This is a genomic window from Arthrobacter sp. D5-1 (genome assembly GCF_017357425.1).
Taxonomy (GTDB): Bacteria; Actinomycetota; Actinomycetes; order Actinomycetales; family Micrococcaceae; genus Arthrobacter.
This window is the reverse complement of record NZ_CP014571.1, coordinates 2,932,256-2,956,248: the sequence shown is the minus strand read 5'-3', so window position 1 is coordinate 2,956,248 and position 23,993 is coordinate 2,932,256. Positions and strand designations below refer to the sequence as shown.

The following is a 23,993-nucleotide window of genomic DNA, read 5'->3' as shown; positions in this document are numbered from 1 at the left end:
GCTCCGCTGCGACGAGGTTAGGCTGGTCACATGACGGAACCACGCCATGAACCCACGCCCACGTCCGCTCCACCTCAGGATGCCCCGACTCCACAATTCCCCGCACCGCCACAGGTCCCTGGACAGACCCCCGCAACCCAGGCCTCCGGGGCGCCGACTGCTTCAGCGCCCCGGGCTGCTTTGTCCATCCGTGGCCTGGCCAAGCGCTTCGGCGACAAGATCGCCGTGGATGGCGTCAGCCTGGAAGTACCTGCCGGATCCTTTTACGGGATGGTCGGTCCCAACGGTGCAGGCAAGACCACCACGTTGTCCATGGCCACCGGTCTGCTGAGGCCGGATTTTGGCACAGCCTTGATCCATGGGGTCGACGTATGGGCCCGCCCGTTGGAGGCCAAGAAGCTCATGGGGGTCCTGCCTGATGGTGTGCGCCTTTTTGACAGGCTGACGGGCGAGCAACTGGTGACGTATTCCGGTCTCCTTCGCGGCATGGACCGCGACGTTGTTGGTGCACGGGTTCCTGAGTTGCTGGCGGCCCTTGACCTTGAAGCCGACGCCGGTTCGTTGGTGGTGGATTACTCCGCCGGCATGACCAAGAAGATCGCCTTGGCCTCCGCTCTCATCCATGCACCGCGTCTCCTTGTCCTTGACGAGCCGTTTGAGTCGGTGGACCCTGTGTCGGCTGCCAACATCCGCGGCATCCTGGAGGGATACGTCGCCTCCGGAGGTACGGTTATTGTTTCCAGCCATGTGATGGACCTCGTGCAGCGCATGTGCAGCCACGTTGCAGTGGTGGCTGGTGGACGAGTTCTGGCAGCGGGCTCCGTGGACGAGGTCCGCGATGGCTCGACGTTGGAGGAACGCTTCGTCCAGTTGGTGGGCGGCGGACACCGGACGGAGGGCCTGGAATGGTTGCGCACCTTCTAAGCCTCAAGTGGCGCCTGCTCCTTAATGGGTTCAAGCGCAGCCCGTGGCAGCTGGTGGGCATGGCCCTGGGGCTCCTGTATGCGTTGGGATTGCTGGTCCTCCTGGTTGGAGGCCTCATAGCACTGCGGTTGGCTGATCCGGAGATCGCCCACACCGTAGTGGTATTGGGTGGAGCGGCGACAATCCTTGGGTGGGCCATCATCCCGCTTGTTGCTTCGGCGGCGGACATGACCCTGGACCCCGCGCGGTTCACCACCTTCGCCATACCTTCCAAACAACTGTTGACGGGCCTTGCCCTTGCGGGCTTCATCGGCATTCCCGGCCTGGCTACCTTGATTGCTGCTCTGGGAACCGTCGGAACCTGGTGGCGCAGTGTTCCGGCGGTCACCGGCGCCTTGCTGGGGGCCGTCCTCGGTGCGCTGACGTGCATCGTGCTGTCCAAAGTGGTCACGACGGCGACAGCCGGCCTGGCGGCTTCGAGGCGTTTCAAGGACGTCAGCAGCATCATTGTCTTCATCCCCTTAATCCTGTTGGGCCCCATGATGGTGGGCTTGGTGGATGGTGTCCGCGGCAGCGCCGACTACCTTCCGGTGCTCGCCCGAACGGTGTCGTGGACGCCCCTGGGTGCGGCCTGGTCCCTTGGCGGCGACATCGACTCTGGTAATCCCGCTGCGGCTGGACTGAAGTTCCTGATCGCGGCGGCCACCATTGCCGTGCTCCTCCTTTGCTGGCATGTGCTCCTGAAGCGTGCGCTGGTGACGCCGGCATACTCGGGAGGCACTGCAAGGAAGGGCGGAAAGCTGGGCTTGTTCGGCCTGCTCCCGGGGACGCCGGCGGGCGCGGTTGCTGCCAGGGCGCTGATCTACTGGTTGAAGGATCCGAGGTATGCGGCTTCCCTGGTGATTGTTCCCATGTTTCCTGTGTTGTTCTACTTCGGCGGCGCACAGAGCGGCAGCTATGGCTTGCTCATGATTCTGGGTCCGCTGACCGCTTTCGTTATGGCATGGTCCATCTGCGCTGATGTCTCTTACGACAACACTGCTTTTGCCCTCCACCTCGCGTCGGGCGTCAGGGGAGTCGACGACAGGCTGGGGCGGGCTTTGGCCTGTCTGGCCATATCGCTTCCGATCGTTCTGCTCTTCACTGTGGGGCCGCTCTTCGTGACGGGGGAGTGGCAGTGGCTGCCCAACCTCCTGGGATTGTCCCTCGGGACTCTCTTCACCGGTCTGGGGCTTTCTTCAGTCATTTCGGCCCGCTACAACATTGCCGTTCCCTTGCCGGGCGACAGCCCGTTCAAGAAGCCGCCGGGAAACGTTGCCCAGACTTTGGCCGTCCAAGCGGTGGGGATGGGCCTTCTGGCCCTCCTGCTGGTTCCGGAACTTGCGCTGGTGGCAGTCCAGGCTTTCACCGGCGGGCCGGAGGCTGGCTGGATCAATTTGGTGGCAGGTCCTGTTCTGGGTGTCATCCTTTTCATCGTGGGCATCCGCCTCGGTGGAAAATGGTTGGACGCGCGGGGTCCGGAAATGTTCGCGCAGCTCAGTGTGAACCGTTAGCCGCGTAACAACCATGCCCATAGATGGGACATGGGATAACGTCTCTGTCAGATAGCTCAAAGTCCGTTACCAAGAAAGGCCGTGACGATGGAAGTTGTCATTCTCCCTGGCACCAAGCAGATCGGTGCGCTTGCAGCCGATGCCATTGAAGCATTGGTCCGTCGTAAGCCGAATGCTGTGCTGGGCCTGGCTACTGGGTCCTCACCGCTGCCTGTCTATGACGAACTCGCGCGCCGCTACGATGCCGGAGGGCTGGACTTCAGCCAGGCTCACGGGTTCGCGTTGGACGAGTATGTTGGCCTCGAGGCCGGACACCCCGAGTCCTATCGCGAGGTGATCCGGCGCGAATTCACCAACCGGGTGAACATCAAGCCGGAGAACGTGCACGGTCCGGACGGTGCCGCCAAAGATCTGGAGGCAGCCTGCCAGGACTACGAGGATGCCATCAAGGCCGTTGGGGGTGTGGACCTCCAGATCCTGGGCGTTGGCACCGACGGTCACATCGGTTTCAACGAGCCGGGATCATCCTTGGCCTCCCGGACCCGGATCAAAACACTGATTGAGCAGACCCGGAAGGACAACGCCCGCTTCTTCGACAGCATCGACGATGTTCCCCACCACGTAGTGACCCAGGGGCTGGGGACCATTATGGATGCCCGGCATGTGGTGCTGGTCGCAACCGGTGCCCAAAAGGCACAGGCGGTGCGTGATTTCGTGGAAGGACCCGTGGCCGCGATTTGTGCCGCGTCCATCCTCCAGATGCACCCCCACGCAACAATCCTGGTGGATGAGGCTGCCGCGTCATCGTTGAAGTTGGCTGATTACTATCGGCACACGTACGACAACAAGCCGGAGTGGCAGGGGATCTAGACGGTAAGATGTTTGGCATGACTACGCTTCCTCCGGATCCATTCGAAAACGACCCCATGCGCGAGCTTTCCGGAGCCGGAACGTCCACTGCCACCATTGAGCGCGAGGAAACGCGCCAGGAAGTGGAACCCGGCGACCGCGAGCGTTTTTCCCACTATGTCCGCAAGGAAAAGATCATGGAGTCGGCGTTGACCGGCGAGCCGGTCATTGCCTTGTGCGGCAAGGTTTGGACGCCCGGACGGGACCCCCAGAAGTTCCCGGTCTGCCCGGAGTGCAAGGAAATCTATGAAGGTCTCCGCCCCGGCAACGACGGTGGAAAAAACGGCGGCCCGGGCAACTCCAAGTAGTGGGTGGGAAGCGAACACAGGTCCCTTCTGATCGTTACTGTGTCCTCCAGCCCGGCGTTCCCGCCGGGCTGGAGGTAATGGTCTTTGCCATCAGGCCGGGGGAGCCAGCATGACAGAAACACTTTTCGGCGGTCCATCCCTTCCTCCGGCGTACCCGGAACGGGCCGCCTGGGGAACTGCGCCCAAGCTCCGTGCCTGGCAGCAGGAGGCCCTTGACCTCTACATGACCCGGAACCCCAAGGACTTCCTCGCCGTGGCGACGCCCGGTGCCGGTAAGACCACCTTCGCGTTGCGCATTGCCACCACACTGCTGGACAGCGGCGTGGTCAACCGGATCACGATCGTTGCCCCGACGGACCATTTGAAGCGGCAGTGGGCTGATGCCGCCGCCAAGGTGGGCATTGCGATCGATCCCAACTTCAAGAACTCCGACGGCCAGCACGGTCGCGGTTTCGTTGGCGTGGCCGTCACGTACGCGCAAGTGGCGAGCAAGCCCATGCTGCACCGGGCCAAGACTGAAGCGGCGCGCACGTTGGTGATCCTGGACGAAATCCACCACGGCGGTGAAGCGCTCTCTTGGGGCGACGGCCTCCGTGAGGCATTTGATCCGGCCGCAAGGCGCCTGTCACTGACAGGTACTCCGTTCCGCTCGGATACCTCACCCATTCCGTTTGTTGAATACGCTGAGGACAGGGACGGCATCCGGCGTTCCAAGGCCGATTACACCTACGGCTACGGCAATGCCCTGCGGGACCACGTGGTCCGCCCCGTGCTCTTCATGGCCTACTCGGGCCAGATGCGGTGGCGCACCAGTGCCGGCGACGAAATGGCGGCCTCGCTGGGTGAAGCGGCGGTCACCAAGGACATCACGTCGCAGGCATGGCGCACGGCGTTGAACCCTACCGGTGAATGGATCCCCGCCGTCCTGGCTGCTGCTGACAAACGCCTCAGCGAAGTCAGGCGGACGGTGCCGGACGCCGGCGGCCTGGTCATCGCGACGGACCACGACGACGCACGCGCCTACGCGGGCCAACTCAAGAAAATCACGGGTCAGTCGCCCACGGTGATTCTCTCGGATGACTCCAAAGCCTCCAGCAAGATCGAGGAATTCTCCGCAGGAGAACAGCGCTGGATGGTGGCCGTCCGCATGGTGTCCGAAGGCGTTGACGTCCCGCGCCTGTCGGTCGGCGTCTACGCCACCTCCACCTCCACGCCGTTGTTCTTCGCGCAGGCCGTGGGACGTTTTGTGCGTGCCCGCAAGAGGGGCGAGACGGCGTCGGTCTTCCTTCCGTCCGTGCCGCCGCTGATGATCCTCGCCAACACCATGGAGGCGGAGCGTGATCACGCTTTGGACCGCCCGGAGAAGGACGAGGACGGTCTCTTCAATCCCGAAGAGAACCTCATGGCCGAGGCCAACCGTGAGGACAAAGCATCAGACGAGCTCACCAAGGGCAAGTTCGAAGCACTGGACTCCCAGGCGTCGTTTGACCGCGTCCTCTTCGATGGCGGCGAGTTCGGCACGGGAGCGGATATCGGTTCCGATGATGAATTGGACTTCCTGGGTATTCCCGGGCTCCTCGACGCCGAGCAAGTGGGAACACTTCTGCGTCAACGCCAGCACGATCAGCAGTCGCGTAAGAAACGCCAGTCACCGCTGGCGGCTGCGGCTGCACCCGCTGTGCCTGACCACCGGATGCTCATGGATCTCCGGAACGAGTTGGCCAAGAACGTCGCTGCGTGGGCTGCCCGTACCGGGACCCCGCACGGAGTAGTGCACACCAAACTTCGTGAGGTGTGTGGTGGCCCGGCGGTGGCGCAGGCCAATGAGGAGCAGTTGCAGGCCCGCCTGCGCAAGCTCCAGGATTGGTTCATCGGCAGGAAATAGGCGGACCTTCATCTGCAGAAAAGCCAGGGGGCGCCGCGGTTGCGGCGCCCCCTGGCTTTCTGCTGTCACGCTGTGAGGTCAGTTTCAGTCACGTTCGACGTCGACGCCGGCTGCTTCCATTTCGTCCAGCGCCTCGGTGAGGTCGTCGGCTATTCCGGCGGTAAGCCCGGCGATGACGGTGGTGTTGTAGCCGGCCTGCACAGCATCGAGCGCTGTTGACTTGACGCAGTAGTCGGTGGCGAGGCCCACCACCACCACGTCTTCGACGTCGTGGCTTTGCAGCCAGTCATCGAGGCCGATGGCATCCTCGTCGAGGACTTCGGCAACGGCCGCCCCGGCTTTCAGGTCTCCGGTAGGAACGTCGTCTTCGGGGGCGAGGACACCTTCAAAGCCGGAGTAGGCCGCCGTGTATTGCCCTTTGCGGAAATAGGCCTGGATGTACTCGGGGTCCAGGTCTTCGTGAAGCTCCGCACCTTTGGTCCGGGCACGGCAGTGCGGAGGCCAGGACTCCACCATGTCGGGGTCATCGGAGAAGTGGTCGCCCGGTTCAATATGCCAATCCTGGGTGGCCACGATGTGGTCGAAGTGCTGCTGGTTGGCGTCCACGTATTCGGTGATGGCTCCGGCGACGGCGGCACCGCCTTCGACGGCCAGCGTGCCGCCCTCGCAGAAGTCGTTCTGGACATCGACGATGATCAGGGCGCGGGACATCAGTTCTCCTCGTAGACGGTGGGGATGGCGGCCTCGCCGCGCTGGAGGCGGTTTACGACGGCGGGCAGTTCGGCCATGGTGGCCGCGTGCTGTTCCTTGGCACGAATGACGCCCTCCGGGCCGGTCCAGCCCGGCAATACCTCGCCGTTCTTGACAAATTGGTGAAGCAGCACGCGGTCGTTGCCGTCGTCTTCGGGGCGGTGTCCGATGCCGACGACCTCCTGGGTGGCGCGGCCTCGCTCATTGAGCTTGCGGAGGGCGTATTTACGTCCGCCCACGCTGGTTTTGTTCTTGGCGGCCTTGGCCACGGAGATGAAATCACCGGAATCGTTGGTGCGGCTGACCAGCTTGTAGACCATGCTGGCCGTGGGGGCGCCGGAGCCTGTCACCAACGAGGTGCCGACGCCGTAGGAGTCCACTGGGGCGGACTGCAGTGCGGCTATGGCGAACTCGTCGAGGTCCGAAGTCACCACGATCCTGGTGTTGACGTTGCCGAGGTCGTCGAGCAACTGCCGTACCCACTGGGCCTGTGCAATCAGGTCACCCGAGTCCAGGCGCACGGCGCCGAGTTTGTCGCCGGCGAGTTCCACCGCAGTGCGGACCGCTGCCTCGACGTCGTAGGTGTCCACCAACAATGAGGTCCCGGGGCCGAAAGCCGCAATCTGCGCTTCGAAGGCCTCCCGCTCGGTGTCGTGCAGGAGGGTGAAGGAGTGCGCCGCGGTGCCCACGGTCTTGATGCCGTAGCGTCGTCCGGCCTCCAGGTTGGAGGTGCTGGCGAAGCCGGCTATCACAGCGGCGCGGGCGGCCGCCGTCGCCGATTCCTCCTGGGTCCGCCGGGAGCCCATCTCGATGCACGGGCGGGTGCCCGCAGCCGAGGTCATGCGTGAAGCGGCGGATGCAATGGCGCTGTCGTGGTTGAGGACGGACAGGATGTAGGTCTCCAGGATGCAGGCTTCTGCGAAGGTGGATTCCACGATCAGGATGGGGGAGTTGGGGAAATAGGCGTCACCTTCGGCGTAACCCCAGATGTCGCCGCTGAACTTGTAGTCGGCCAGATAGTCCAGGGTTTCCTGGTTGACCACCTTGTTCTGCTCAAGGAATGCGAGCTCGGCGTCGCCGAAGCGGAAGTCGGCGATCCCCTCCAGCAGGCGGCCGGTGCCGCCCACCACGCCATAGCGCCGTCCGTCCGGCAGCCGCCGGGCGAAGGCTTCGAAGACTGAACGGCGATGCGCGGCGCCTGAATGCAAAGCGGCCTGAAGCATCGTCAGTTCGTAGTGGTCTGTGTACAAGGAAGTTGCGGGATGATCCCAGGACGTGGCTCTACTCACGAATTCACTCTAGTGCGAGCCGCCATAGAATGGACAGATGAGCCCTAGCGTTGCGTATGGCACGGACATTGATGAGCGGACCAAAGCTGCAGAGCAGTCCGCCACCGATGTCCTGACAGCCCCTGATATCCCGTGGAACCTTGTGATCTGGAATGATCCCGTGAATCTGATGAGCTACGTGAGCTTTGTTTTCCAGAGTTACTTCGGCTATTCCGAGTCCAAAGCCCACAAGCTCATGCTGGAGGTCCACAAGAAGGGCCGGTCCATCGTGGCCCACGGCAGCAAGGAACAAGTGGAGCAGCACGCGGTGGCCATGCACGGTTTTGGTCTGTGGGCCACGGTGGAGAAGGCTGCGAGCGGCAACGAAACACCCGGAAAGGGCGGCCGACAGCGTGGCTAAGGCATTCAAGTACGGGCTCAAGGGCATCACCGGATTCCTCGAGCCCGCCGAGCGGGACCTCCTGCGCGGATTGCTGGACGACGTCATTTCCATGCTGGAGCAGGACGTACGCCAGAACGAAGACCCGTTGGCGGCACTTATCGGGCTGGACATGGACGTCAAACAGCCCAGCGACCGCGCCCTGCTGCGGCTTCTGCCCAACGTCATGAAGGACGACGACGGCGGCTCGCTGGAGTTCCGGCAACTCACCGAACGCTCTGTGCGGGAGAACAAGATCGGCGCCCTCAGGGCCGCGGCCATGGGGCTGGACAGAGACGAGCTGGTCCTGACCCCGGAAGACGCCACCCGATGGTCCATGGCGTTGAACGATGTCCGCCTGGTCCTGGCCGAACGCCTGGACATTCGGGACGAAGCGGACGCGGAACACATCCACAGCATGCAGGACTGGAGCCAGGCCGAGGACGTCGAGAGCTACCTGGCCTTGGTCTACAACTTCACTACGTGGCTGCAGGAGTCCCTGGTGCAGGCCATGATGGCTGCAAGGCAGGCGAAATCCTGATCCGGACGGCCGGGCCTTGCTCCCGCCTTGTGACACATCAGACACGAGGCGGAGGCCACAGGTAATGGCCGCACACCAAGGGAAGCCTTATTCTCGAATAATTATGACTTCAGCATCGGGTTCACCAAACGGCGCCCTGGGCAGTGACGCCCCCATCACTACGGGGGAACTTGTCGGGACGCGCCCGATCGGCATTTTCGACTCAGGAGTGGGCGGGTTGACCGTCGCGCGGTCCATCATCGATCAGCTCCCCAATGAATCGATCCTTTACGTCGGTGACACGGCCAACGGACCCTATGGTCCACTTCCCATCGCCGAGGTGCGTGCCAACGCCCTGGGCGTCATGGATGAATTGGTGGACTCGGGTGTGAAGTTGCTGACCATCGCGTGCAATTCAGCATCGGCGGCGGTGCTGCGGGACGCGCGGGAACGCTACACGGCCCGCTATGGCATTCCGGTCATCGAGGTGATCCAGCCTGCCGTACGGCGGGCTGTCTCGGCTACGCGTTCAGGCCGGATCGGTGTCATCGGAACCTCGGCCACCGTGGGATCGCGTGCCTACGAGGACACCTTTGCTGCAGCCCCGGACCTCACCATCACGTCAGTGGCATGCCCGGCGTTCGTGAACTTTGTGGAGGCCGGGATCACCACCGGCCCTGACCTGCTCGCCGCCGCCAACGAATACTTGGAACCGCTCAAGGACGCCGGTGTGGACACCGTGGTTCTGGGATGTACCCACTACCCGCTGCTGACCGGTGTCATCTCCTATGTGATGGGTGAGGACGTCACCTTGGTCTCCAGCGCCGAGGAGACCGCCAAGGACGTTTATCGCGCCCTGGCTACCCATGGCATCCAGCGCACCGAGTCCACCACGCCGAGCCACGAGTTCATTGCCACCGGGGATGCCGCCCAATTCGAGACACTGGCCCGGCGTTTCCTGGGGCCGGAAGTGCTCTCCGTGAAGCATGTGGACCATGTAGCGGCGCAGTACCCCACAGGCAGCCTGGCCCGCATCACGCCCGAGATGCTGGAAGCCGCGCGGTCAGGGACAGGGTTGTCCCGTCGCTCGTATTTCGTACAGCCGGACCGCGCCCTTAACGGCACTGCAGGCACACCCCTGGGGCGTGGACTGTGAAGCTGACCATCGTGGGCTGCACTGGTTCCTTCCCCGGTCCCGGCTCGCCGGCGTCGTGCTATTTGGTGACGGCGCACGACGGCGAACGTGAGTGGAAGATCGTCATGGACCTCGGCAGTGGGGCACTGGGAGCGATCCAGCGGTACACCGACCTTGAAGACATCGACGCGATTTTCCTCACCCACCTTCATCCGGACCATTGCATGGACCTTTGCGGACTCCACGTAGCTGTCCGGTGGAAGCCCGGCGGATGGGGACGGGACCGGTTGCCGGTGTGGGGGCCTGCTGCTACGGCGGACCGGATGGCCACGGCATATGGCCTGGACCTGGATCCCGGCATGCATGAGGAATTCGACTTCACGCACTGGGCCGAGCGCCGGCCTGTCACTGTGGGTCCTTTCACGGTGACACCGTATGCCGTCAACCATCCGGTGGAAGAGGCGTACGCGTTGCGCGTGACGGCCACCGAACCTGGCAAGGACGGCGTCTCCGTGACCAAAATCCTGACGTACTCCGGTGACACCGACTCGTGCCAGGGGCTGGAAGATGCTGCCCAAGGCTCGGATCTGTTCCTGTGTGAAGCAGCGTTCGAGGAAGGCCGGGACGATGACATCAAGGACGTCCATCTCACCGGCAAGAGGGCAGGCGAGGCAGCAACCAACGCGGCCGCCAAGAGGCTGCTACTCACCCACATTCCCGTGTGGACGTCCCAAACCAAAGTGCTGTCCGAAGCAAAACCCGTGTTTGCCGGTGACGTGGCCGTCGCCGTCGCTGGAGTCCACTACACGATCTAGCACGTGAGCGGCGTCGGGAGGTGTCCCCGGCTTGGCTAAGCTTGAACCATGACTTCTGAAGCTACAGCCACACCCGTCATCCGCGCCGATGGCCGGACACCTGACCAACTGCGTCCCATCAGCATCACCCGCGGCTGGTCCAAGCAGGCCGAAGGTTCGGCACTGATCGAGTTCGGCAACACCCGGGTCCTGTGCACAGCTTCGCTGACGGAGGGCGTGCCGCGTTGGCTCAAGGGTGAAGGCCGCGGCTGGGTCACCGCAGAGTACGCCATGCTTCCCCGTGCCACGAACACCCGCTCGGACCGTGAGTCCGTCAAGGGCAAGATCGGCGGACGCACCCATGAGATTTCACGCCTGATCGGCCGTTCCCTTCGCTCCATCATTGACACCAAGGCGCTCGGCGAAAACACGATCGTCCTGGACTGTGACGTCCTGCAGGCCGACGGCGGAACCCGCACCGCTGCGATCACCGGCGCCTACGTTGCCCTTGCAGAAGCCATACGTTTCGCCCGCGAGAACAAGCTCATCGCCCGCAACGCCGAGCCGCTGGTGGACACTATTGCAGCTGTGTCCGTGGGGATCATCGACGGCGTTCCCATGCTTGACCTGCCCTATGTGGAGGACGTCCGCGCTGAGACCGACATGAACGTGGTGGTCACCGGATCAGGGAAGTTCGTTGAAGTCCAGGGTACGGCTGAAGGTGCTCCCTTCGATCGCGACGAGCTCAACGCATTGCTTGACCTCGCCTTGCTGGGCACCACGCAACTGTCCGCCATCCAGCGCGAAACCCTGGCTGAGGCCCCGTGAGCGCCACAGGGTCCACGGCGGAGCCCCGGCTTGTCCTGGCAACCCACAACAAGGGCAAGCTGAAGGAACTCCGCGAACTGCTGAGGGGCCAGGTTCCAGGGCTCGACGTCGATACCCAGGTGGTGGACGCTGCTGCGGCTGGTGCCCCGGATGTTGCGGAAACCGGCGTCACGTTTGCCGAGAACTCACTCCTCAAGGCCCGGGCCGTGGCTGAGGCGACAGGTCTGATAGCCATTGCCGATGATTCCGGGTTGGCTGTTGATGTCCTGGGCGGCGCTCCCGGTATCTTCTCGGCCCGATGGTCCGGAACCCACGGGGACGATGCCGCCAACCTGAACCTGCTCCTGGCCCAGCTCTCCGATGTTCCTGATTCGTTCAGGGGAGCGGCCTTCGTCTGTGCTGCCGCTTTGGCTGTGCCGGGTCCCGATGGCATCGCCCGCGAGACCGTGGAGTATGGCCAGCTGGAGGGCACGCTCCTTCGTGAACCCCGCGGCGAAGGCGGCTTCGGCTACGACCCCGTACTGCAGCCGGCCGGGATGGACCGCAGCTGTGCCGAGCTGAGCTCTGGGGAGAAGAACGCCATCAGCCACCGCGGACAGGCATTCCGTGCTTTGCTTCCCGCAATTGTGGAGGCGTTGTCCGAGTCCGGCTCAAACTAGTGTTTTCCTGACGCAAAAGGCACCCCGCGATGCGGGGTGCCTTTTGCAGTACTTGAGCGGTGAGCCTCAGTGCTCGCCGTGCTTGCCGCCCTCGTGTTCCTCGATGAACTCTTCCACGGGGTCGGTGCCTGCTGCTGCCGCCTTGCGCTTCGCCACGAATCCACGCCCGATTTCAATGAAGATCGGGATGACCGAGATCAGGACGATGACAATGAAGATGATGTCGATGTTGTTTCCGACCCACTCGAACTGGCCAAGCCATGCGCCGAGCAGTGTAACGCCGCCGCCCCAGAGGACGGCACCGATGACGTTGAAGAGGAAGAACTTGCGCTTATCCATCTGTGCAACGCCCACGATCACCGGCACGAAAGTGCGGATGATGGGAACGAAGCGCGCGAGGATCAGCGCCTTGCCACCGTGCTTTTCGAAGAACGCATGGGCGCTCTCCACATTTTCCTTCTTGAAAAGCCGTGAATCCGGCTTGTTGAAGATGGCCGGGCCGGCCTTCGATCCAATGAGATAGCCGGTCTGGTTGCCAATGATGGCAGCCACGATGATCATGCCGCACATGGCCCACAGGTTGAATTCGATGGCGCCGGTGGAGACCAGCAGTCCCGCCGTGAACAGCATCGAATCACCCGGCAGGAAGAAGCCCACCAGGAGGCCTGTTTCTGCAAAAACAATGGCGCAGACCAGGAGGACCACCCACGGTCCCAGCGGTGAGTCGCGGAGGAACACGTCGGGGTTCAACCAGTCCGGCAGGAACGAAGCCATGGAGGGCTGAACCGGTCCCGCGCCCCCGAAAGTGGATACGGCAAGGTCGTTTATCGCAGAAAAGATCACCCATCAAGCCTACTTGACGGCCGTCGTCGTGATTTTCGGGGGAGAACCCTTGACTCTTGCTTCGCTGCTTGTATGGTTAGTTACATGAGTAATGAACCAGTGAGGCGGAGGTGCTCGTGATCGATGACACCAAGCCGATCTTCCTGCAGATCGCCGAACTCATCGAGAACGGAATCGTGGACGGCACCATGGCCGAGGAATCCCAGGTGCCCTCCACCAATGAGTTTGCCGCTTTCCATCGCATCAACCCGGCTACCGCTGCCAAGGGTGTCAATGTGCTGGTGGATTCAGGAATTCTCTACAAACGCAGGGGGATAGGGATGTTTGTTGCCACGGGAGCCCGCGCCCAGTTGATCGCGCGCCGCACCGAAGAGTTTGTGGAGCAGTACGTCAAGCCGCTGGTGCTGGAAGCCCGGAAGTTGGGCATTTCGGCGGAGCAGCTGAACACCATGATTGAACGCAGCTCCGGGCTTGCCCCGGAATCCGGGACAGACAAGGAAAGGAGCGCGGCCCTGTGAACGACACCATCGTCGAGGCCCGTAACCTGATCAAGCACTACAAAGACCTCAACGCGCTGGACAACGTCAACCTCCGACTCTCCGCAAACCGCATCTACGGATTGCTCGGACGCAACGGCGCGGGCAAGACCACATTGATGTCCATCCTCACCGCCCAGGCTTTCGCGACCTCAGGCGAAGCGCTGGTCTTTGGGGCCAGCGCTTATGAGAACGATGCCGTGCTGTCCCGGCTCTGTTTCATCCGGGAGTCACAGAAATATCCGGATGACTTCCAGCCCCAGCACGCCTTCCGATCCGCAGCCCTGTTTTACAAGAACTGGGACCAGGACTTCGCCGACCGGTTGGCCGGGGACTTCCAACTTCCCGTCAAGCGTCGGATCAAGAAGCTCTCACGGGGTCAGTTGTCCGCCGTTGGCGTCATCATAGGCCTGGCCTCGCGCGCGGAACTGACGTTCTTCGACGAGCCATACCTGGGGCTCGACGCCGTCGCCCGCCAGTTGTTCTACGACCGCCTGGTGGAGGACTACGCAGAGCACCCGCGCACCATCATCCTGTCCTCCCACCTGATCGACGAGGTGGCCAACCTGCTGGAGCATGTGGTGGTCATCGACCGGGGCCGGATCATCATGGACGCAGATGCCGACGAGATCCGTGGTTCGGCCGTCACCGTTTCGGGATCCGCGGACAAGGTGGACGTATTTTTGGCCGGCCGCAGGATCCTGCACCGCGAGACGCTGGGGTCCCTGGCTTCCGTGACGGTGGATGAGGCCCTCAGCAGCCGCGAGCGAACCGAAGCGCAGGAGTTGGGCCTGGAACTGTCGCCCGTTTCCCTGCAGCAACTGGTGGTCCGCAAGACCATGGCCGGGGCGGGAGCAACAGGAACAGGCAGTGCAGACTTCGCCGATAACACGATGGAGGCAAGGCGATGAGCAGGACAGCAGCAGTTGCCCGGATGCAGCTGATCAATAAGTGGACGTATATCGGCTGGCCGCTGACGATCCTTGCGGCCTCCTTCCTGATGTCGCTGGCCATCTTTGCCCTGATCCCGGTCCAGGAAGGCAAGTACGGCGGGGGAAGCCAGGCCCCCCTGTGGTACTTCCTGGTCCTGGGGATTCAAAGCATGACCTTGGTGTTCCCCTTCTCCCAGGGCCTGAGCATCAGCCGCAAGGCCTTCTACCTGGGAACGTTGGGGCTCTTTTCCCTCATTGCCCTCGGGATGACGGGGCTGTACCTTCTGGGCGGCGTCATTGAAGCGGCCACCAACGGTTGGGGTGTGTACGGATACTTCTTCAAGATCCCGTGGGTTACGGACGGGCCGTGGTACTCCACCGCAGCGTTCTTCTTCATAGTGATGATGTTCATGTTCATCATCGGATTCTGGTTCGCCACCATCTTCAAGCGCTGGGGGACAACCGGGACCTTGATCTCAACCCTTGGAACCGGGCTGGTCCTGATTGGTATAGCCGCCTTGTCCACCTTGCTTCAGTGGTGGGGAGTGATAGGAAACTGGTTCGCCCAGCAGACGCCGCTCACCATCAGCGGATGGGCTGCGCTCCTGTGCGTCGTCCTCGCGGCAGGTTCCTACACAACCCTGCGCAGGGCCACTCCGTAGGCACCGAATGTAGCGTTGACCACAATGCAGGCCGGAAGGGCCGCCCCACCGCGGAAATCGGGAAGGGCGGCCTTTTTCGGCTGTAACCTTGTCCAGTGGCATTGGACTTTACGGCGATCGACTTTGAAACAGCCAACGGCTTCCGGGGATCGCCCTGTTCGGTAGGCCTCAGCAAAGTCCGTGGCGGGGTTGTAGTGGAGGAAGCGTCCTGGCTGATGCGCCCACCGGAGAACCACGACCACTTCGAGTTCCACAACACCCGCATCCACGGCATCCGCGCCGAGGACGTTGCCGGCCGCCCGCGGTTCGGTGAACTCTTCCCGGAAATCGGCGCCTTCATAGGTGGCGACGTCCTGGCCGCGCACAATGCAGCCTTCGACCTCGGGGTCATACGTTCCGGTCTTGAAGTATCAGGCCTGGCCGGACCGGCCTACGACTACGTCTGCACGGTGATGCTGTCCCGGCGCTGCTACTCGCTGGTGTCAAACTCCTTACCGTATGCCGCGGAGGAGGCCGGCGTGCCCCTGGTCAACCATCACGATGCCGCCGAGGACGCCCGGGCCTGCGCCGGTATCCTGGTGGACATCGCCCGGCGGAACAACGCCAACAGCATCGCCGAGCTCTACCTTTCCCTGGGTCTTAACCTCCCCCAGCAGCCGGCGTTCGACCCAGCGCAGGGCCTTTCCAAAGCGACCCTCTCCGCGCTCGCGGCCACAACGCGAGGTGCGGCAGAGGGTGCCCTGGAACGAGCCGTTGGCGGCCCCAGTGGATGGTCGGCCTGGCCTGAGGAAGGGCCCAACCCCCTGCCCAATCCCGCCGCGGAGCCGGGGCATCCTTTGTTCGGGCAGACAGTGGTTTTCACGGGTGATCTCGCGATCACGCGGCCGGAAGCCAAATCGCGGGCCGCGGACATGGGAGCACGCCCCGAAAGCCGGGTGACGGCAAGGACCACCGTGCTCATAGTTGGCGATGGCTTTGTGGCAGGCGACCTTCGCGCCGGACGACTCACTGGCAAAGCCAAGCGGGTCCTGGAACTGCATGCCAAAGGCCAGCAGATCGAGGTTGTGTCCGAGGGCGAGTTCCTGCAAATGGTGGGCGGTGCCTGACCCGCAAAGGGTCATACTGCGCAACAATGCTTCCCGCTGGGGGAGATCCGCTCCTAGCCTTGGGGCATGGCCAAGCCCGCACTTCCTCCAGCACCGGTTCGCCGGCAAGCCGATGTTCATGATCGTCCTGCGCGCCCTGCGGTTGGTTGGCGGGCTGTTTTCGCGTTTCCCAACCCCGTGAACGAATACGCCGCCCGCATCACGGCCGGGTTGGTAGTGGTCCTGGCCGTCGCAACCCTGCTGACCGGCTGGGGCTGGGGTTTGGTGATTATTGCCGCCGGCTTCTGGCTCCGCGTCCTGTTTGGTCCCCGGATCTCTCCGTTGGCGCTGCTGTCTGTCAAGGTTCTGGCACCACGGATCGGACACGCCAAGCTGGTGGCCGGTCCGCCCAAGCGTTTCGCGCAAGGCATCGGTGCCGCGTTGACGAGTGCCGCCGTCGTTCTCTTCTTCATCGGCTACGAGCCGGCCGCGTGGCTCCTTCTGGCGCTTCTGATCGTAGCGGCGTCCTTGGAAGCGTTCGTCGGATTTTGCCTCGGCTGCGCGATCTTCGGCTTACTGCAGCGCCGTGGCCTCATTCCGGCCGAAATTTGCGAGGCCTGCCACAACATCACGCTGCGCAGCACCACGTAGTACCCGTCAGCCAGTGGTGACGGCGAGGAGCCTTCCCGCCATGCCGCGGATGACCTCGGGTGCTTCCAAAGCCTCAAGCCAGGCGCCTGGGAGGCATTCTTCACCGTAGAAGGCACCCAGGATGTTGCCGGCGATGGATCCAGTGGAGTCACTGTCGCCGCTGTGGTTGATGGCAACTGCGATCGCGTTGCGGAAATGGTCCGCCGGCGAACTGCCGCTCGTGGCCAAAACGGAGTAGAGCCCGACGGCGAGTGCCTCCTCTGCGATCCAGCCCTCGCCGAGCGCTGCGGTCAGGTCTTCGGGGCTCAGGGCGTTGGACTGCTGAGACAACTGCAAGGCGGCTTCCAGCCTTTCGCCAAGTTCCGGGGCCTTGGTGGGAACACCGTTCACGTAGTCGAGTGCCTCGTTGGCAGCGCTGCGGACGTCGTGTCCGGCCACGATGTGATGGATCAGCAAACTGAAAGCCGCCGCACTGAGGCGGGCCGAAGGGTGCCCATGCGTCAGGGATGCGGCATCGGAGCTCAGCTTGTAGACGGCCTCCCGTGAGATGTGCGGAATCAGTCCGAAGGGAGCCGAGCGCATCACCGTACCGCATCCCTTGGAGTCGGGATTGACCGGGCGAGCGACCGTGCCCATCTGACCGGTTGCCAGGCCGCTCAGGCACGCGTTTCCCGGTGCCCTGCGGTGCCGGAGCACTTCCTGGGCGTCGATCCACCGGGGCTGGGGTACAGGGGCGGAAGAGGCGACAGCGACGTCCTGGGTTTTGAGCCACCGCAGGTAGGCGAGCCACAGGCAGGCGATCTCGTCAGCTGCCACACCGTCGTTCGCCCATTCGAGGGCTTCCACCAGACCGTCAACGGTGTACAGCGTCATCTGGGTGTCGTCTGAAAAGTGGCTCGCGTCCCCGAGCTGGCCAAACCCGGTCAGCCCGGCAGCACCATAGTGCGCGCGGATCGCTGCGATGGAATCGAACTCCACGGCGTAACCAAGGGAATCGCCCAGGGCTCCACCCAAAAGTGAGCCGTGGACACGGGATTCGAAGGATGGCGCAACAGGGGAAGAAGGTTCAACACTCATGCCAGTAACTTACCGTGCCCGCGAACGCCCGCTGGTATGGTGGGGAAGCTGCCCGGCACCGATGAAACCCTGGAGAGACTGCGTGCGTGAACCTGCTTGGCGACGGACCGGCAAGACACCTGATTACAGGTTCTCGCTTGCCAACGAACGTACCTTCCTTGCGTGGATCCGCACCTCGCTGGCCCTGCTTGCCGGGGCGGTGGCTGTTGACCAGTTGGCTCCCAACATCGCGCCGACCCCCGTTCGACTGGTCCTCTGCGTCTTGCTGGCGCTGGTTGGAGCGGGTTTGGCCGCCTTGTCCTACCGCCGGTGGGGGCAGATGGAAGCGGCAATGCGCAACGACCAAGCCCTTCCGTTCTCCCGCGTGATGATGTTCATGACCATCGTGGTGGCTTTGGCAGCCTTCGCCTTCGCGGTGCTGATCCTGGTTGCCCGGTGAATAAGGACATCTTGTGAGTGTGGAAGTCCGCGATCCCGGTCTCCAACCGGAGCGAACAACCCTGGCCTGGCGCAGGACCTTGATTTCGTTGGTGGTCGTTGACCTGTTCATTTGGCGGAGTTGGCTGACGTCCGAGCCATCCACCGCCAGCGCCGCCGCCGGGCTCCCTGGACTTGACTACCAGGGCATCTGCGCCCTCGTGGCGGCCGCCGCCACCATCGTCCTGGCCTCGGCGGTGTGGGTTCGCTCACGCCAGCTCCAGGCCGGAACCAACGCTGCTTCCGCGCGGCTGGTACTGGTCAGCACCGTGGCCGTGATGGGCCTTGGCGGTACGGCGATCGCGGCCATAGCCTTGGGCGGATAAGCTCGGAGGCGGGATTCAGCAACTGCCCAGACTCGGCTGGGACAATGCTCAAGGGCCATCGGCTTCCGGCCAGGCTTGCCAACGCCCTTGACGCTCCGGGCAGCCGTCAGCAGTACATCAGAGCCTGCAGCACGCTGCGGGGCCAGCAAGGCCAGCATCCAGATCAACCGTAAGGACACCTTCGACATGACCTCTCCTGTACAGGCCACACCCGAACACCAGCCGGGGCTCACTGCCCGGTTGTCGGCTGAAGCTTTGGGATCGATGTTCATTGTGGTCGTGGCGGTGGGTGTCGGGATTTTCTCCAACCCCAGCGGGGCGCCCGTACCCGTGGCCCTCGCCGCCGGGCTCACCGTGACAGTGGCCATGCTGGCGTTCGGGCATGTGTCCGGTGGGCACTTCAACCCGGCCATCACCCTGGGCAACCTGATTGCCGGTCGGATCCGGGCAGTAGCCGCCGTGGCCTACCTGGCGGCGCAGCTCATCGGCAGCGTTGTTGGTGCCGCGCTGATCTACTTTGTGGTCACCACAGTCCCCGTGCTGAAGGACGCCCGCGCCGCCTTTGACGTTGTGGCGCCGGGCTACGGTGAACATGCTGCAGCCCAAACGCAGATGGCTGGGGTCCTGATGGTTGAAATCCTTGGTGCTGCCCTGCTCGTTGCAGTCTTCCTGGGGGCGACGGCCGGCCGCAGGGCGGTTCCCGCCCTGGCTCCCTTCGCTGTGGGCCTGGCCATGGTTGTGCTGCTTCAGTTCGGCCAGGTTCTGGGCAACCTTCCCTTCAACCCTGCGCGGGCCACGGCACAGGCATTCTTCAGCTCTTCCTGGGCCATCGAAGGACTGTGGCTCTTCTGGGTGGCACCGCTGTTGGGCGCGGCGCTGGCCGGGCTGGTCTTCCGTGGCTTCCAGGGTCTTGCGGAAGGCAACGGTGCCGGGTCGGCGGACTTCCAGGCCGCCCATGATGACGACGTCAATGCTGCCTTCGACGCCGATCACGACCTCACTGAGGTCGGCGCCGGAACCAGTGGCGCCAAGGAGCAGCAGGCTTCTGCGAAGAAGGACACCGTCAACCCTGCACCAGCACCTGCTGCGGCCGCCGACGATGACGCCCGCGACTTCTTCGACGGCAAAAAGGGCTAGCAACCAGACAGGATCGACGGCGGTCGGCTTGCCTGCGCTTTATTGTCGGTACACCCGGTTAACTTGGGAATATGCGGTTACTTCACACTTCGGATTGGCACCTTGGCCGATCATTTCACGGCGTAGGCATGCTCGAAGCCCAGCGCGATTTCGTGGACCAGTTGGTATCGGTTGTCGAAGCCAGGTCCGTTGACGTCGTCCTGATAGCCGGCGACGTGTATGACCGCGCTTTGCCGGGCCTGGACGTGGTGAAACTCCTCGATGATGCGCTTGTCCGGATCACCCAGGCAGGCGCCGCCGTTGTCTTGACCAGCGGCAACCACGACTCCGCCATCCGGCTGGGCTTTGCCTCCCGGCTGTTGGAGCGCGGGGGAGTGCACTTACGGACCCGGGTGGAGGACCTGGACGAACCTGTGGTTTTTCCGCTGGGATCGGACCGCAGCAATGGGGATGTCGCCATCTACGGCATTCCCTATCTTGAGCCCCGGCTGGTGGCCGAGCGCATGGGCGTCGATACCGCCAACCACTTCGACGTCACTTTGGCGGCTGTGGAACGGATTCGGCGCGATGTCGGGCACCGTCGGGAAGCCGGACCTGTTTACCCAGTAGTCCTTGCGCACACTTTCGCCAGCGGAGGCATTTCCTCGGACAGTGAGAGAGACCTCAGTATCGGTGGACTGGGAGCCGTGCCGTTGGATCTCTTCGAGGACTTCGCCTACACCGCATTGGGCCACCTCCACGGGCGCCAGGAGCTGGCTCCCAACGTCCGCTACTCCGGCTCGCCGCTGGCCTATTCCTTCTCCGAAGCCAAGCACCATAAGGGTGCCTGGCTCGTGGACATCGGCCCAGGCGGCGCCGTCGGAGTCGAAGAGGTCCTGTGGGGGTCGCCCAAACCACTGGCCATGCTGCGCGGCCCGCTGGAGGAACTGCTGGCATCCGGGGAACATGCCTGGGCGGAAGGTGCTTACTGCCAGATCACGTTGACGGATGCCGTGCGGCCTGCCCAGGCGATGGACAGGGTGCGCAGCCGCTTCCCCGACACACTGGTCCTTGCCTTCGACCCCGAAGGCGGTGAGTCCCGGGCCGGGACGAGCTACAGCAGCCGGCTCGCCGAGGCCGAAGATGACCTCGACGTTTGCTGCGGCTTCCTGGAACATGTCCGGGGCCGCGGTTCCGGAGATGCCGAAGAAGCCGCATTGAAAGAGGCCCTTGAAGCTGTCCGGTTGGAAGAGGCGGAGCTGTGAGAATCCACCGCTTGGATATCGAAGCGTTTGGCCCGTTCGCCACGCCCCAGCACATCGACTTCGACCAACTCAGTGCGCAGGGACTGTTCCTCCTCAACGGCGCCACCGGGGCCGGGAAGACCAGCATCCTGGATGCCATCTGCTTTGCCCTGTACGGGTCCGTTCCAGGCGCCCGTCAGGAAGGCAAACGGCTCCGCAGCGATCACGCGGCGCCCGGTGCTGAACCACGCGTGGTGTGCGAGTTCTCGGCCCGGGGACGTCGTTTCGAAGTGACGCGCTCGCCCGCATGGGATCGTCCCAGTGCCCGTGGGCGCAATGGCTTCACCACGCAGCAGGCCAAGACCCTCCTCCGGGAACGGGTGAATGGAACCTGGGAAGAGAAGTCCTCCAGGAATGACGAGGTAGGAGCTGAACTCTCCGACGTCCTGGGAATGGACCGGGAGCAATTCACAAGGGTGGTTATGCTGCCACAGGGTGACTTTGCCGCCTTCCTCAGATCCAAGGCAGGCGACCGCCTGGAACTCCTGCAGAAACTCTTCGGCACGCAACGTTTCGAATCCGTCGAACGCCACCTCGCCCAGCAAGCTGCCGTCGCGGCCGGCGCAGTGCAGGAGAATACGGCGGAACTGACCATGCTGCTGGACAGGGTTGCCGCGGAGCGTCAGCAACTGGACGATCACCAAGCCGCACCAGGGGATTCAGCAGGCACCGCGGCCACCATCACGGCAGGACAAGAGCCCGAGGAATGGCTTGCCGAGGCGGAAGCCGAGGTAGTTGCCGTGTGGCAGCGTCGTCAGGACGAGGCCACGGAAGCGGAGTCCGCGGCGGCCCGACTCGCCGGGAAATTCCAGGAAGCCCAGGAGAAAGCGTTGCGTCACGGGCGTCTTGGCGCCGCAATGCAGCGGCGGATCCTGCTGGAGCTGGCTGCCCCCCGTGCACATGAGAACAGGGAGAGGCTTAGCCGGCATCGCCGCGCCGCCGTGCTCAGCGGCCAACTGGAAGCCGTTGATGCCGCAGCGCGCAAGCTCCAGGCCGCTACAGCCCTCGCAGCCGGGATTCGCTCGACAATGGACGAAGCAGGCGTGAACCCTGTGAACCCCACCGCTTCCCTGGAGGTCGTCAAGGCAAGCTGCGCTGTGCTGGAGGCTCGTCTTCCCGATGAGCAGCGATTGGACGGATTGGCAACACGCATGGTGGCCAAACGCGCCGAGTCGGCTGAACATGCCGCAGCATCGGAAGCGGCGCGCTCCGCGTTGGAAAAGCTCCGTGAAGAGGTTGCCACAGTGGAGTCGCACATCGGGCCCCTGGAACCCGTTGCTGAGAAGCTGTCGGAGCTTGAAAGGGAGGCTGCCGCGGCCACCGAGTTGGTAGGGATCGTGGGTCGGTATGCGGCTGCCGCCGATGACCTGGAGGACATCACCGGAAAGCATCTCCAAGCACGGTCGGCGTCGCAGGACGTCCGCCAGCAGTGGCTCGACATCCGGGAGCTGCGCCTCGCCAATGCAGCTGGGGAACTGGCTGCGGCCTTGGAAGACGGCGTACCGTGTGCGGTGTGTGGCAGCGAAGACCACCCGAATCCAGCTGCCGCAGTACGATCAGCCCTCTCCCTTGCCCAGGAAGAGGAAGAGCTGAAGGAGCGTTTCGACGCCACTGAGAGAGCCGTGGGAGAGCTCGCAGGGCAAGTCTCCGAGGCGGCCCAGGTTCTCGCCGGGCTGAAGGCCCAAGGAGGGTCTGCGGATGCGGCTGAGGCTGAGTCCAAGCGTGCGGATGCCCAGCAGGCTCTCTCTGCGGCCCGCAAGGCAGCAGCGTCCTTGGAGACGCTGCGCAGCCGGCAGCAATCCCTTGCCCAACGCATCGACCTCGTGGAGGAAGAACTGTCCGGGTCCCTGGCCAATGCAGTCCAGGCGTCTTCGGAGGTGTCCCTGCTGGAGGAACAGCATGCTGACCTGGAGAAGGAACTGGCTGGTTTGAGGGGCGGCTTTCCGAGCCTGCGTGAAAGGTTGGACGCCTTGTCCGCCGAGCGCACACTGCTGCAGGCAGCAACTGATGCCGAACGCAACGTCGAAAGTGCCGTGCAGGCACAGGAAGATGCCATCGCCTCTCTCGGCCGGGTCCTGCCGGAATCCGGATTCGGATCTGCCGAAGAAGCGCGTCGTGAACTCCTGCCGCCCGCCGATGTTGTAGGTCTTGAGAAGGACCTGGCCGATTTCGACGCTGAATCTTCCCGCCTCGATGAACTGTTTGCCGGCGAGGACCTGGTTCTGGCAGCCAAGGAAGTGAGTATTGGCGAGCTTCCGCTGCCGGAGACCGAACTTGCCGGGGTAAAACTGCTGGCAGCGGATGCTGCGGACAAGGCCCGTGCCGCAGCTCTGGCTGCGGGCCTGGCTGGAAAGTCGTCCGAAGCTGTGTCTCGTTTTCGGAAGGCCTACCTTGAACTCGCTGACGCCGGCAAGGAGCCGCGGAACAAGGCACGGCTTCTGGCAGAGTTGGCGGACACCGTGAGGGGATCCGGTGATAACAGTTACCGGATGAGCCTGAACACGTACGTTTTGGCCGGCCGGCTGGAACAGGTAGCCATCGCCGCCTCCGAGCGGCTCGTTGCCATGAGTGATGGCCGCTATACCTTGCAGCATACGGATGCCAAAGCAGCGCGGGGTGCAAAGTCCGGGCTGGGGCTGGAAGTGGTGGACGAGTGGACCGGCCAGCGCCGGGACACCTCCACCTTGTCCGGTGGCGAATCCTTCATGGCCTCGTTGTCCCTGGCGCTTGGCCTGGCCGATGTTGTCCAGCAAGAGGCTGGTGGCGTGGACATCGAGACACTGTTCGTCGACGAGGGTTTTGGAAGCCTCGACGAGCAAGCACTGGAGCAAGTGATGGATGCTCTGGAAGGACTGCGCGACGGCGGCAGGGTAGTTGGCTTGGTCAGCCATGTTGCCGAGATGAAACAACGGATCACCAGCCAGGTGCAGGTGGTAAAGGGCCGCCACGGATCCACCGTGCGAATCGCCGAATTGGTTCCTGCCTAGGCCATACTTCCTGCTGGGAACATAT

General features: G+C 63.4%; 25 protein-coding genes. 21 read left to right on the top strand and 4 right to left on the bottom strand.

Translation table 11 applies throughout. The annotated features are described in order from the left end of the window. Positions 1-30 precede the first annotated feature (30 nt). From AYX22_RS13485 to AYX22_RS13465, 5 genes are all read left to right on the top strand, one after another. Complete coding sequence (locus AYX22_RS13485; RefSeq protein WP_207593891.1) at positions 31-924, top strand: ABC transporter ATP-binding protein; 894 nt, start codon at positions 31-33, stop codon at positions 922-924. After that, positions 906-2,477 carry a transporter gene (locus tag AYX22_RS13480; RefSeq protein WP_207593890.1) on the top strand — a complete coding sequence of 524 codons (1,572 nt, stop codon included), beginning with the start codon at positions 906-908 and terminating at the stop codon, positions 2,475-2,477. Before AYX22_RS13485 ends, AYX22_RS13480 begins: the two co-directional genes overlap by 19 nt. Before the next feature lie 87 nt (positions 2,478-2,564). Continuing rightward, the gene (gene nagB / locus AYX22_RS13475) at positions 2,565-3,347 is read left to right on the top strand and encodes a glucosamine-6-phosphate deaminase (protein ID WP_089595520.1); all 783 of its coding nucleotides are present in this window, start codon (positions 2,565-2,567) and stop codon (positions 3,345-3,347) included. Positions 3,348-3,355: 8 nt separating this feature from the next. Continuing rightward, complete coding sequence (locus tag AYX22_RS13470) at positions 3,356-3,694, top strand: DUF3039 domain-containing protein (RefSeq protein ID WP_089595519.1); 339 nt, start codon at positions 3,356-3,358, stop codon at positions 3,692-3,694. A 109-nt stretch (positions 3,695-3,803) separates the two neighbouring features. Next, positions 3,804-5,579 carry a DEAD/DEAH box helicase gene (locus tag AYX22_RS13465; protein WP_089595518.1) on the top strand — a complete coding sequence of 592 codons (1,776 nt, stop codon included), beginning with the start codon at positions 3,804-3,806 and terminating at the stop codon, positions 5,577-5,579. An 84-nt stretch (positions 5,580-5,663) separates the two neighbouring features. Here AYX22_RS13465 and AYX22_RS13460 read toward each other — a convergent pair whose 3' ends face one another. Both AYX22_RS13460 and AYX22_RS13455 read right to left on the bottom strand, forming a co-directional pair. Continuing rightward, positions 5,664-6,290, bottom strand: a complete 627-nt coding sequence (locus AYX22_RS13460; protein ID WP_207593889.1) for an isochorismatase family protein — start codon at positions 6,288-6,290, stop codon at positions 5,664-5,666. Then, positions 6,290-7,618: a nicotinate phosphoribosyltransferase gene (locus AYX22_RS13455; RefSeq protein ID WP_207593888.1), complete on the bottom strand. Its 1,329-nt coding sequence runs from the start codon at positions 7,616-7,618 to the stop codon at positions 6,290-6,292. The genes AYX22_RS13460 and AYX22_RS13455 overlap by 1 nt, the downstream gene beginning before the upstream one ends. A 37-nt stretch (positions 7,619-7,655) precedes the next feature. On the opposite strand from AYX22_RS13455, the gene clpS reads away from it, so the two are divergent. The 6 genes from clpS to rdgB all read left to right on the top strand — a co-directional run bounded on the left by clpS (position 7,656) and on the right by rdgB (position 11,972). Continuing rightward, positions 7,656-8,018 (top strand): ATP-dependent Clp protease adapter ClpS, encoded by a 363-nt coding sequence (clpS, locus tag AYX22_RS13450; protein ID WP_207593887.1) that lies wholly within the window; start codon positions 7,656-7,658, stop codon positions 8,016-8,018. Next, a complete protein-coding gene (locus AYX22_RS13445) occupies positions 8,011-8,577 on the top strand; it encodes a DUF2017 domain-containing protein (protein ID WP_207593886.1) in 567 nt (188 codons plus the stop codon). The genes clpS and AYX22_RS13445 overlap by 8 nt, the downstream gene beginning before the upstream one ends. A 64-nt stretch (positions 8,578-8,641) precedes the next feature. Beyond that, on the top strand, positions 8,642-9,712 hold the full coding sequence (murI, locus tag AYX22_RS13440) for a glutamate racemase (protein WP_207593885.1): 1,071 nt from the start codon (positions 8,642-8,644) through the stop codon (positions 9,710-9,712). Further along, positions 9,709-10,506: an MBL fold metallo-hydrolase gene (locus AYX22_RS13435; RefSeq protein WP_207593884.1), complete on the top strand. Its 798-nt coding sequence runs from the start codon at positions 9,709-9,711 to the stop codon at positions 10,504-10,506. The genes murI and AYX22_RS13435 overlap by 4 nt, the downstream gene beginning before the upstream one ends. Positions 10,507-10,554: 48 nt before the next feature. Further along, positions 10,555-11,313, top strand: a complete 759-nt coding sequence (gene rph / locus AYX22_RS13430; RefSeq protein WP_011775233.1) for a ribonuclease PH — start codon at positions 10,555-10,557, stop codon at positions 11,311-11,313. Continuing rightward, on the top strand, positions 11,310-11,972 hold the full coding sequence (gene rdgB, locus AYX22_RS13425; RefSeq protein WP_207593883.1) for an RdgB/HAM1 family non-canonical purine NTP pyrophosphatase: 663 nt from the start codon (positions 11,310-11,312) through the stop codon (positions 11,970-11,972). Before rph ends, rdgB begins: the two co-directional genes overlap by 4 nt. A gap of 66 nt (positions 11,973-12,038) precedes the next feature. On the opposite strand, the gene AYX22_RS13420 is transcribed toward rdgB, so the two are convergent. Then, on the bottom strand, positions 12,039-12,800 hold the full coding sequence (locus AYX22_RS13420; protein ID WP_198318480.1) for a VTT domain-containing protein: 762 nt from the start codon (positions 12,798-12,800) through the stop codon (positions 12,039-12,041). A gap of 131 nt (positions 12,801-12,931) precedes the next feature. Between AYX22_RS13420 and AYX22_RS13415 the strand changes: the two genes are divergently transcribed. The 5 genes from AYX22_RS13415 (at position 12,932) to AYX22_RS13395 (ending at position 16,681) form a co-directional block, all read left to right on the top strand. After that, positions 12,932-13,333: a GntR family transcriptional regulator gene (locus AYX22_RS13415; protein ID WP_207593882.1), complete on the top strand. Its 402-nt coding sequence runs from the start codon at positions 12,932-12,934 to the stop codon at positions 13,331-13,333. Continuing rightward, positions 13,330-14,262, top strand: coding sequence for an ABC transporter ATP-binding protein (locus AYX22_RS13410; protein ID WP_207593881.1), 933 nt, complete (start codon positions 13,330-13,332; stop codon positions 14,260-14,262). Before AYX22_RS13415 ends, AYX22_RS13410 begins: the two co-directional genes overlap by 4 nt. Continuing rightward, entirely contained in the window at positions 14,259-14,945 is a 687-nt protein-coding gene (locus AYX22_RS13405) for a hypothetical protein (RefSeq protein ID WP_207593880.1), read from the top strand. The genes AYX22_RS13410 and AYX22_RS13405 overlap by 4 nt, the downstream gene beginning before the upstream one ends. Positions 14,946-15,040: 95 nt before the next feature. Further along, positions 15,041-16,051: an exonuclease domain-containing protein gene (locus AYX22_RS13400; RefSeq protein ID WP_207593879.1), complete on the top strand. Its 1,011-nt coding sequence runs from the start codon at positions 15,041-15,043 to the stop codon at positions 16,049-16,051. Between the two features lie 66 nt (positions 16,052-16,117). Beyond that, on the top strand, positions 16,118-16,681 hold the full coding sequence (locus AYX22_RS13395; protein ID WP_207593878.1) for a DUF4395 domain-containing protein: 564 nt from the start codon (positions 16,118-16,120) through the stop codon (positions 16,679-16,681). A 6-nt stretch (positions 16,682-16,687) separates the two neighbouring features. Here the strand turns inward: AYX22_RS13395 and AYX22_RS13390 are convergent, their stop codons facing one another. Then, positions 16,688-17,758 carry an ADP-ribosylglycohydrolase family protein gene (locus AYX22_RS13390; RefSeq protein ID WP_207593877.1) on the bottom strand — a complete coding sequence of 357 codons (1,071 nt, stop codon included), beginning with the start codon at positions 17,756-17,758 and terminating at the stop codon, positions 16,688-16,690. Positions 17,759-17,840: 82 nt separating this feature from the next. Here AYX22_RS13390 and AYX22_RS13385 point away from each other — a divergent pair, with 82 nt between their 5' ends. From AYX22_RS13385 to AYX22_RS13365, 5 genes are all read left to right on the top strand, one after another. Next, positions 17,841-18,197, top strand: coding sequence for a DUF202 domain-containing protein (locus AYX22_RS13385; protein ID WP_207593876.1), 357 nt, complete (start codon positions 17,841-17,843; stop codon positions 18,195-18,197). A gap of 13 nt (positions 18,198-18,210) precedes the next feature. Beyond that, positions 18,211-18,561 carry a DUF202 domain-containing protein gene (locus tag AYX22_RS13380; RefSeq protein ID WP_242703334.1) on the top strand — a complete coding sequence of 117 codons (351 nt, stop codon included), beginning with the start codon at positions 18,211-18,213 and terminating at the stop codon, positions 18,559-18,561. Between the two features lie 87 nt (positions 18,562-18,648). Further along, positions 18,649-19,698, top strand: a complete 1,050-nt coding sequence (locus AYX22_RS13375; RefSeq protein ID WP_242703333.1) for an aquaporin — start codon at positions 18,649-18,651, stop codon at positions 19,696-19,698. A gap of 71 nt (positions 19,699-19,769) precedes the next feature. Then, on the top strand, positions 19,770-20,942 hold the full coding sequence (locus AYX22_RS13370) for an exonuclease SbcCD subunit D (RefSeq protein ID WP_207593875.1): 1,173 nt from the start codon (positions 19,770-19,772) through the stop codon (positions 20,940-20,942). Then, on the top strand, positions 20,939-23,968 hold the full coding sequence (locus AYX22_RS13365) for an SMC family ATPase (RefSeq protein ID WP_207593874.1): 3,030 nt from the start codon (positions 20,939-20,941) through the stop codon (positions 23,966-23,968). The genes AYX22_RS13370 and AYX22_RS13365 overlap by 4 nt, the downstream gene beginning before the upstream one ends. Positions 23,969-23,993: the final 25 nt, after the last annotated feature.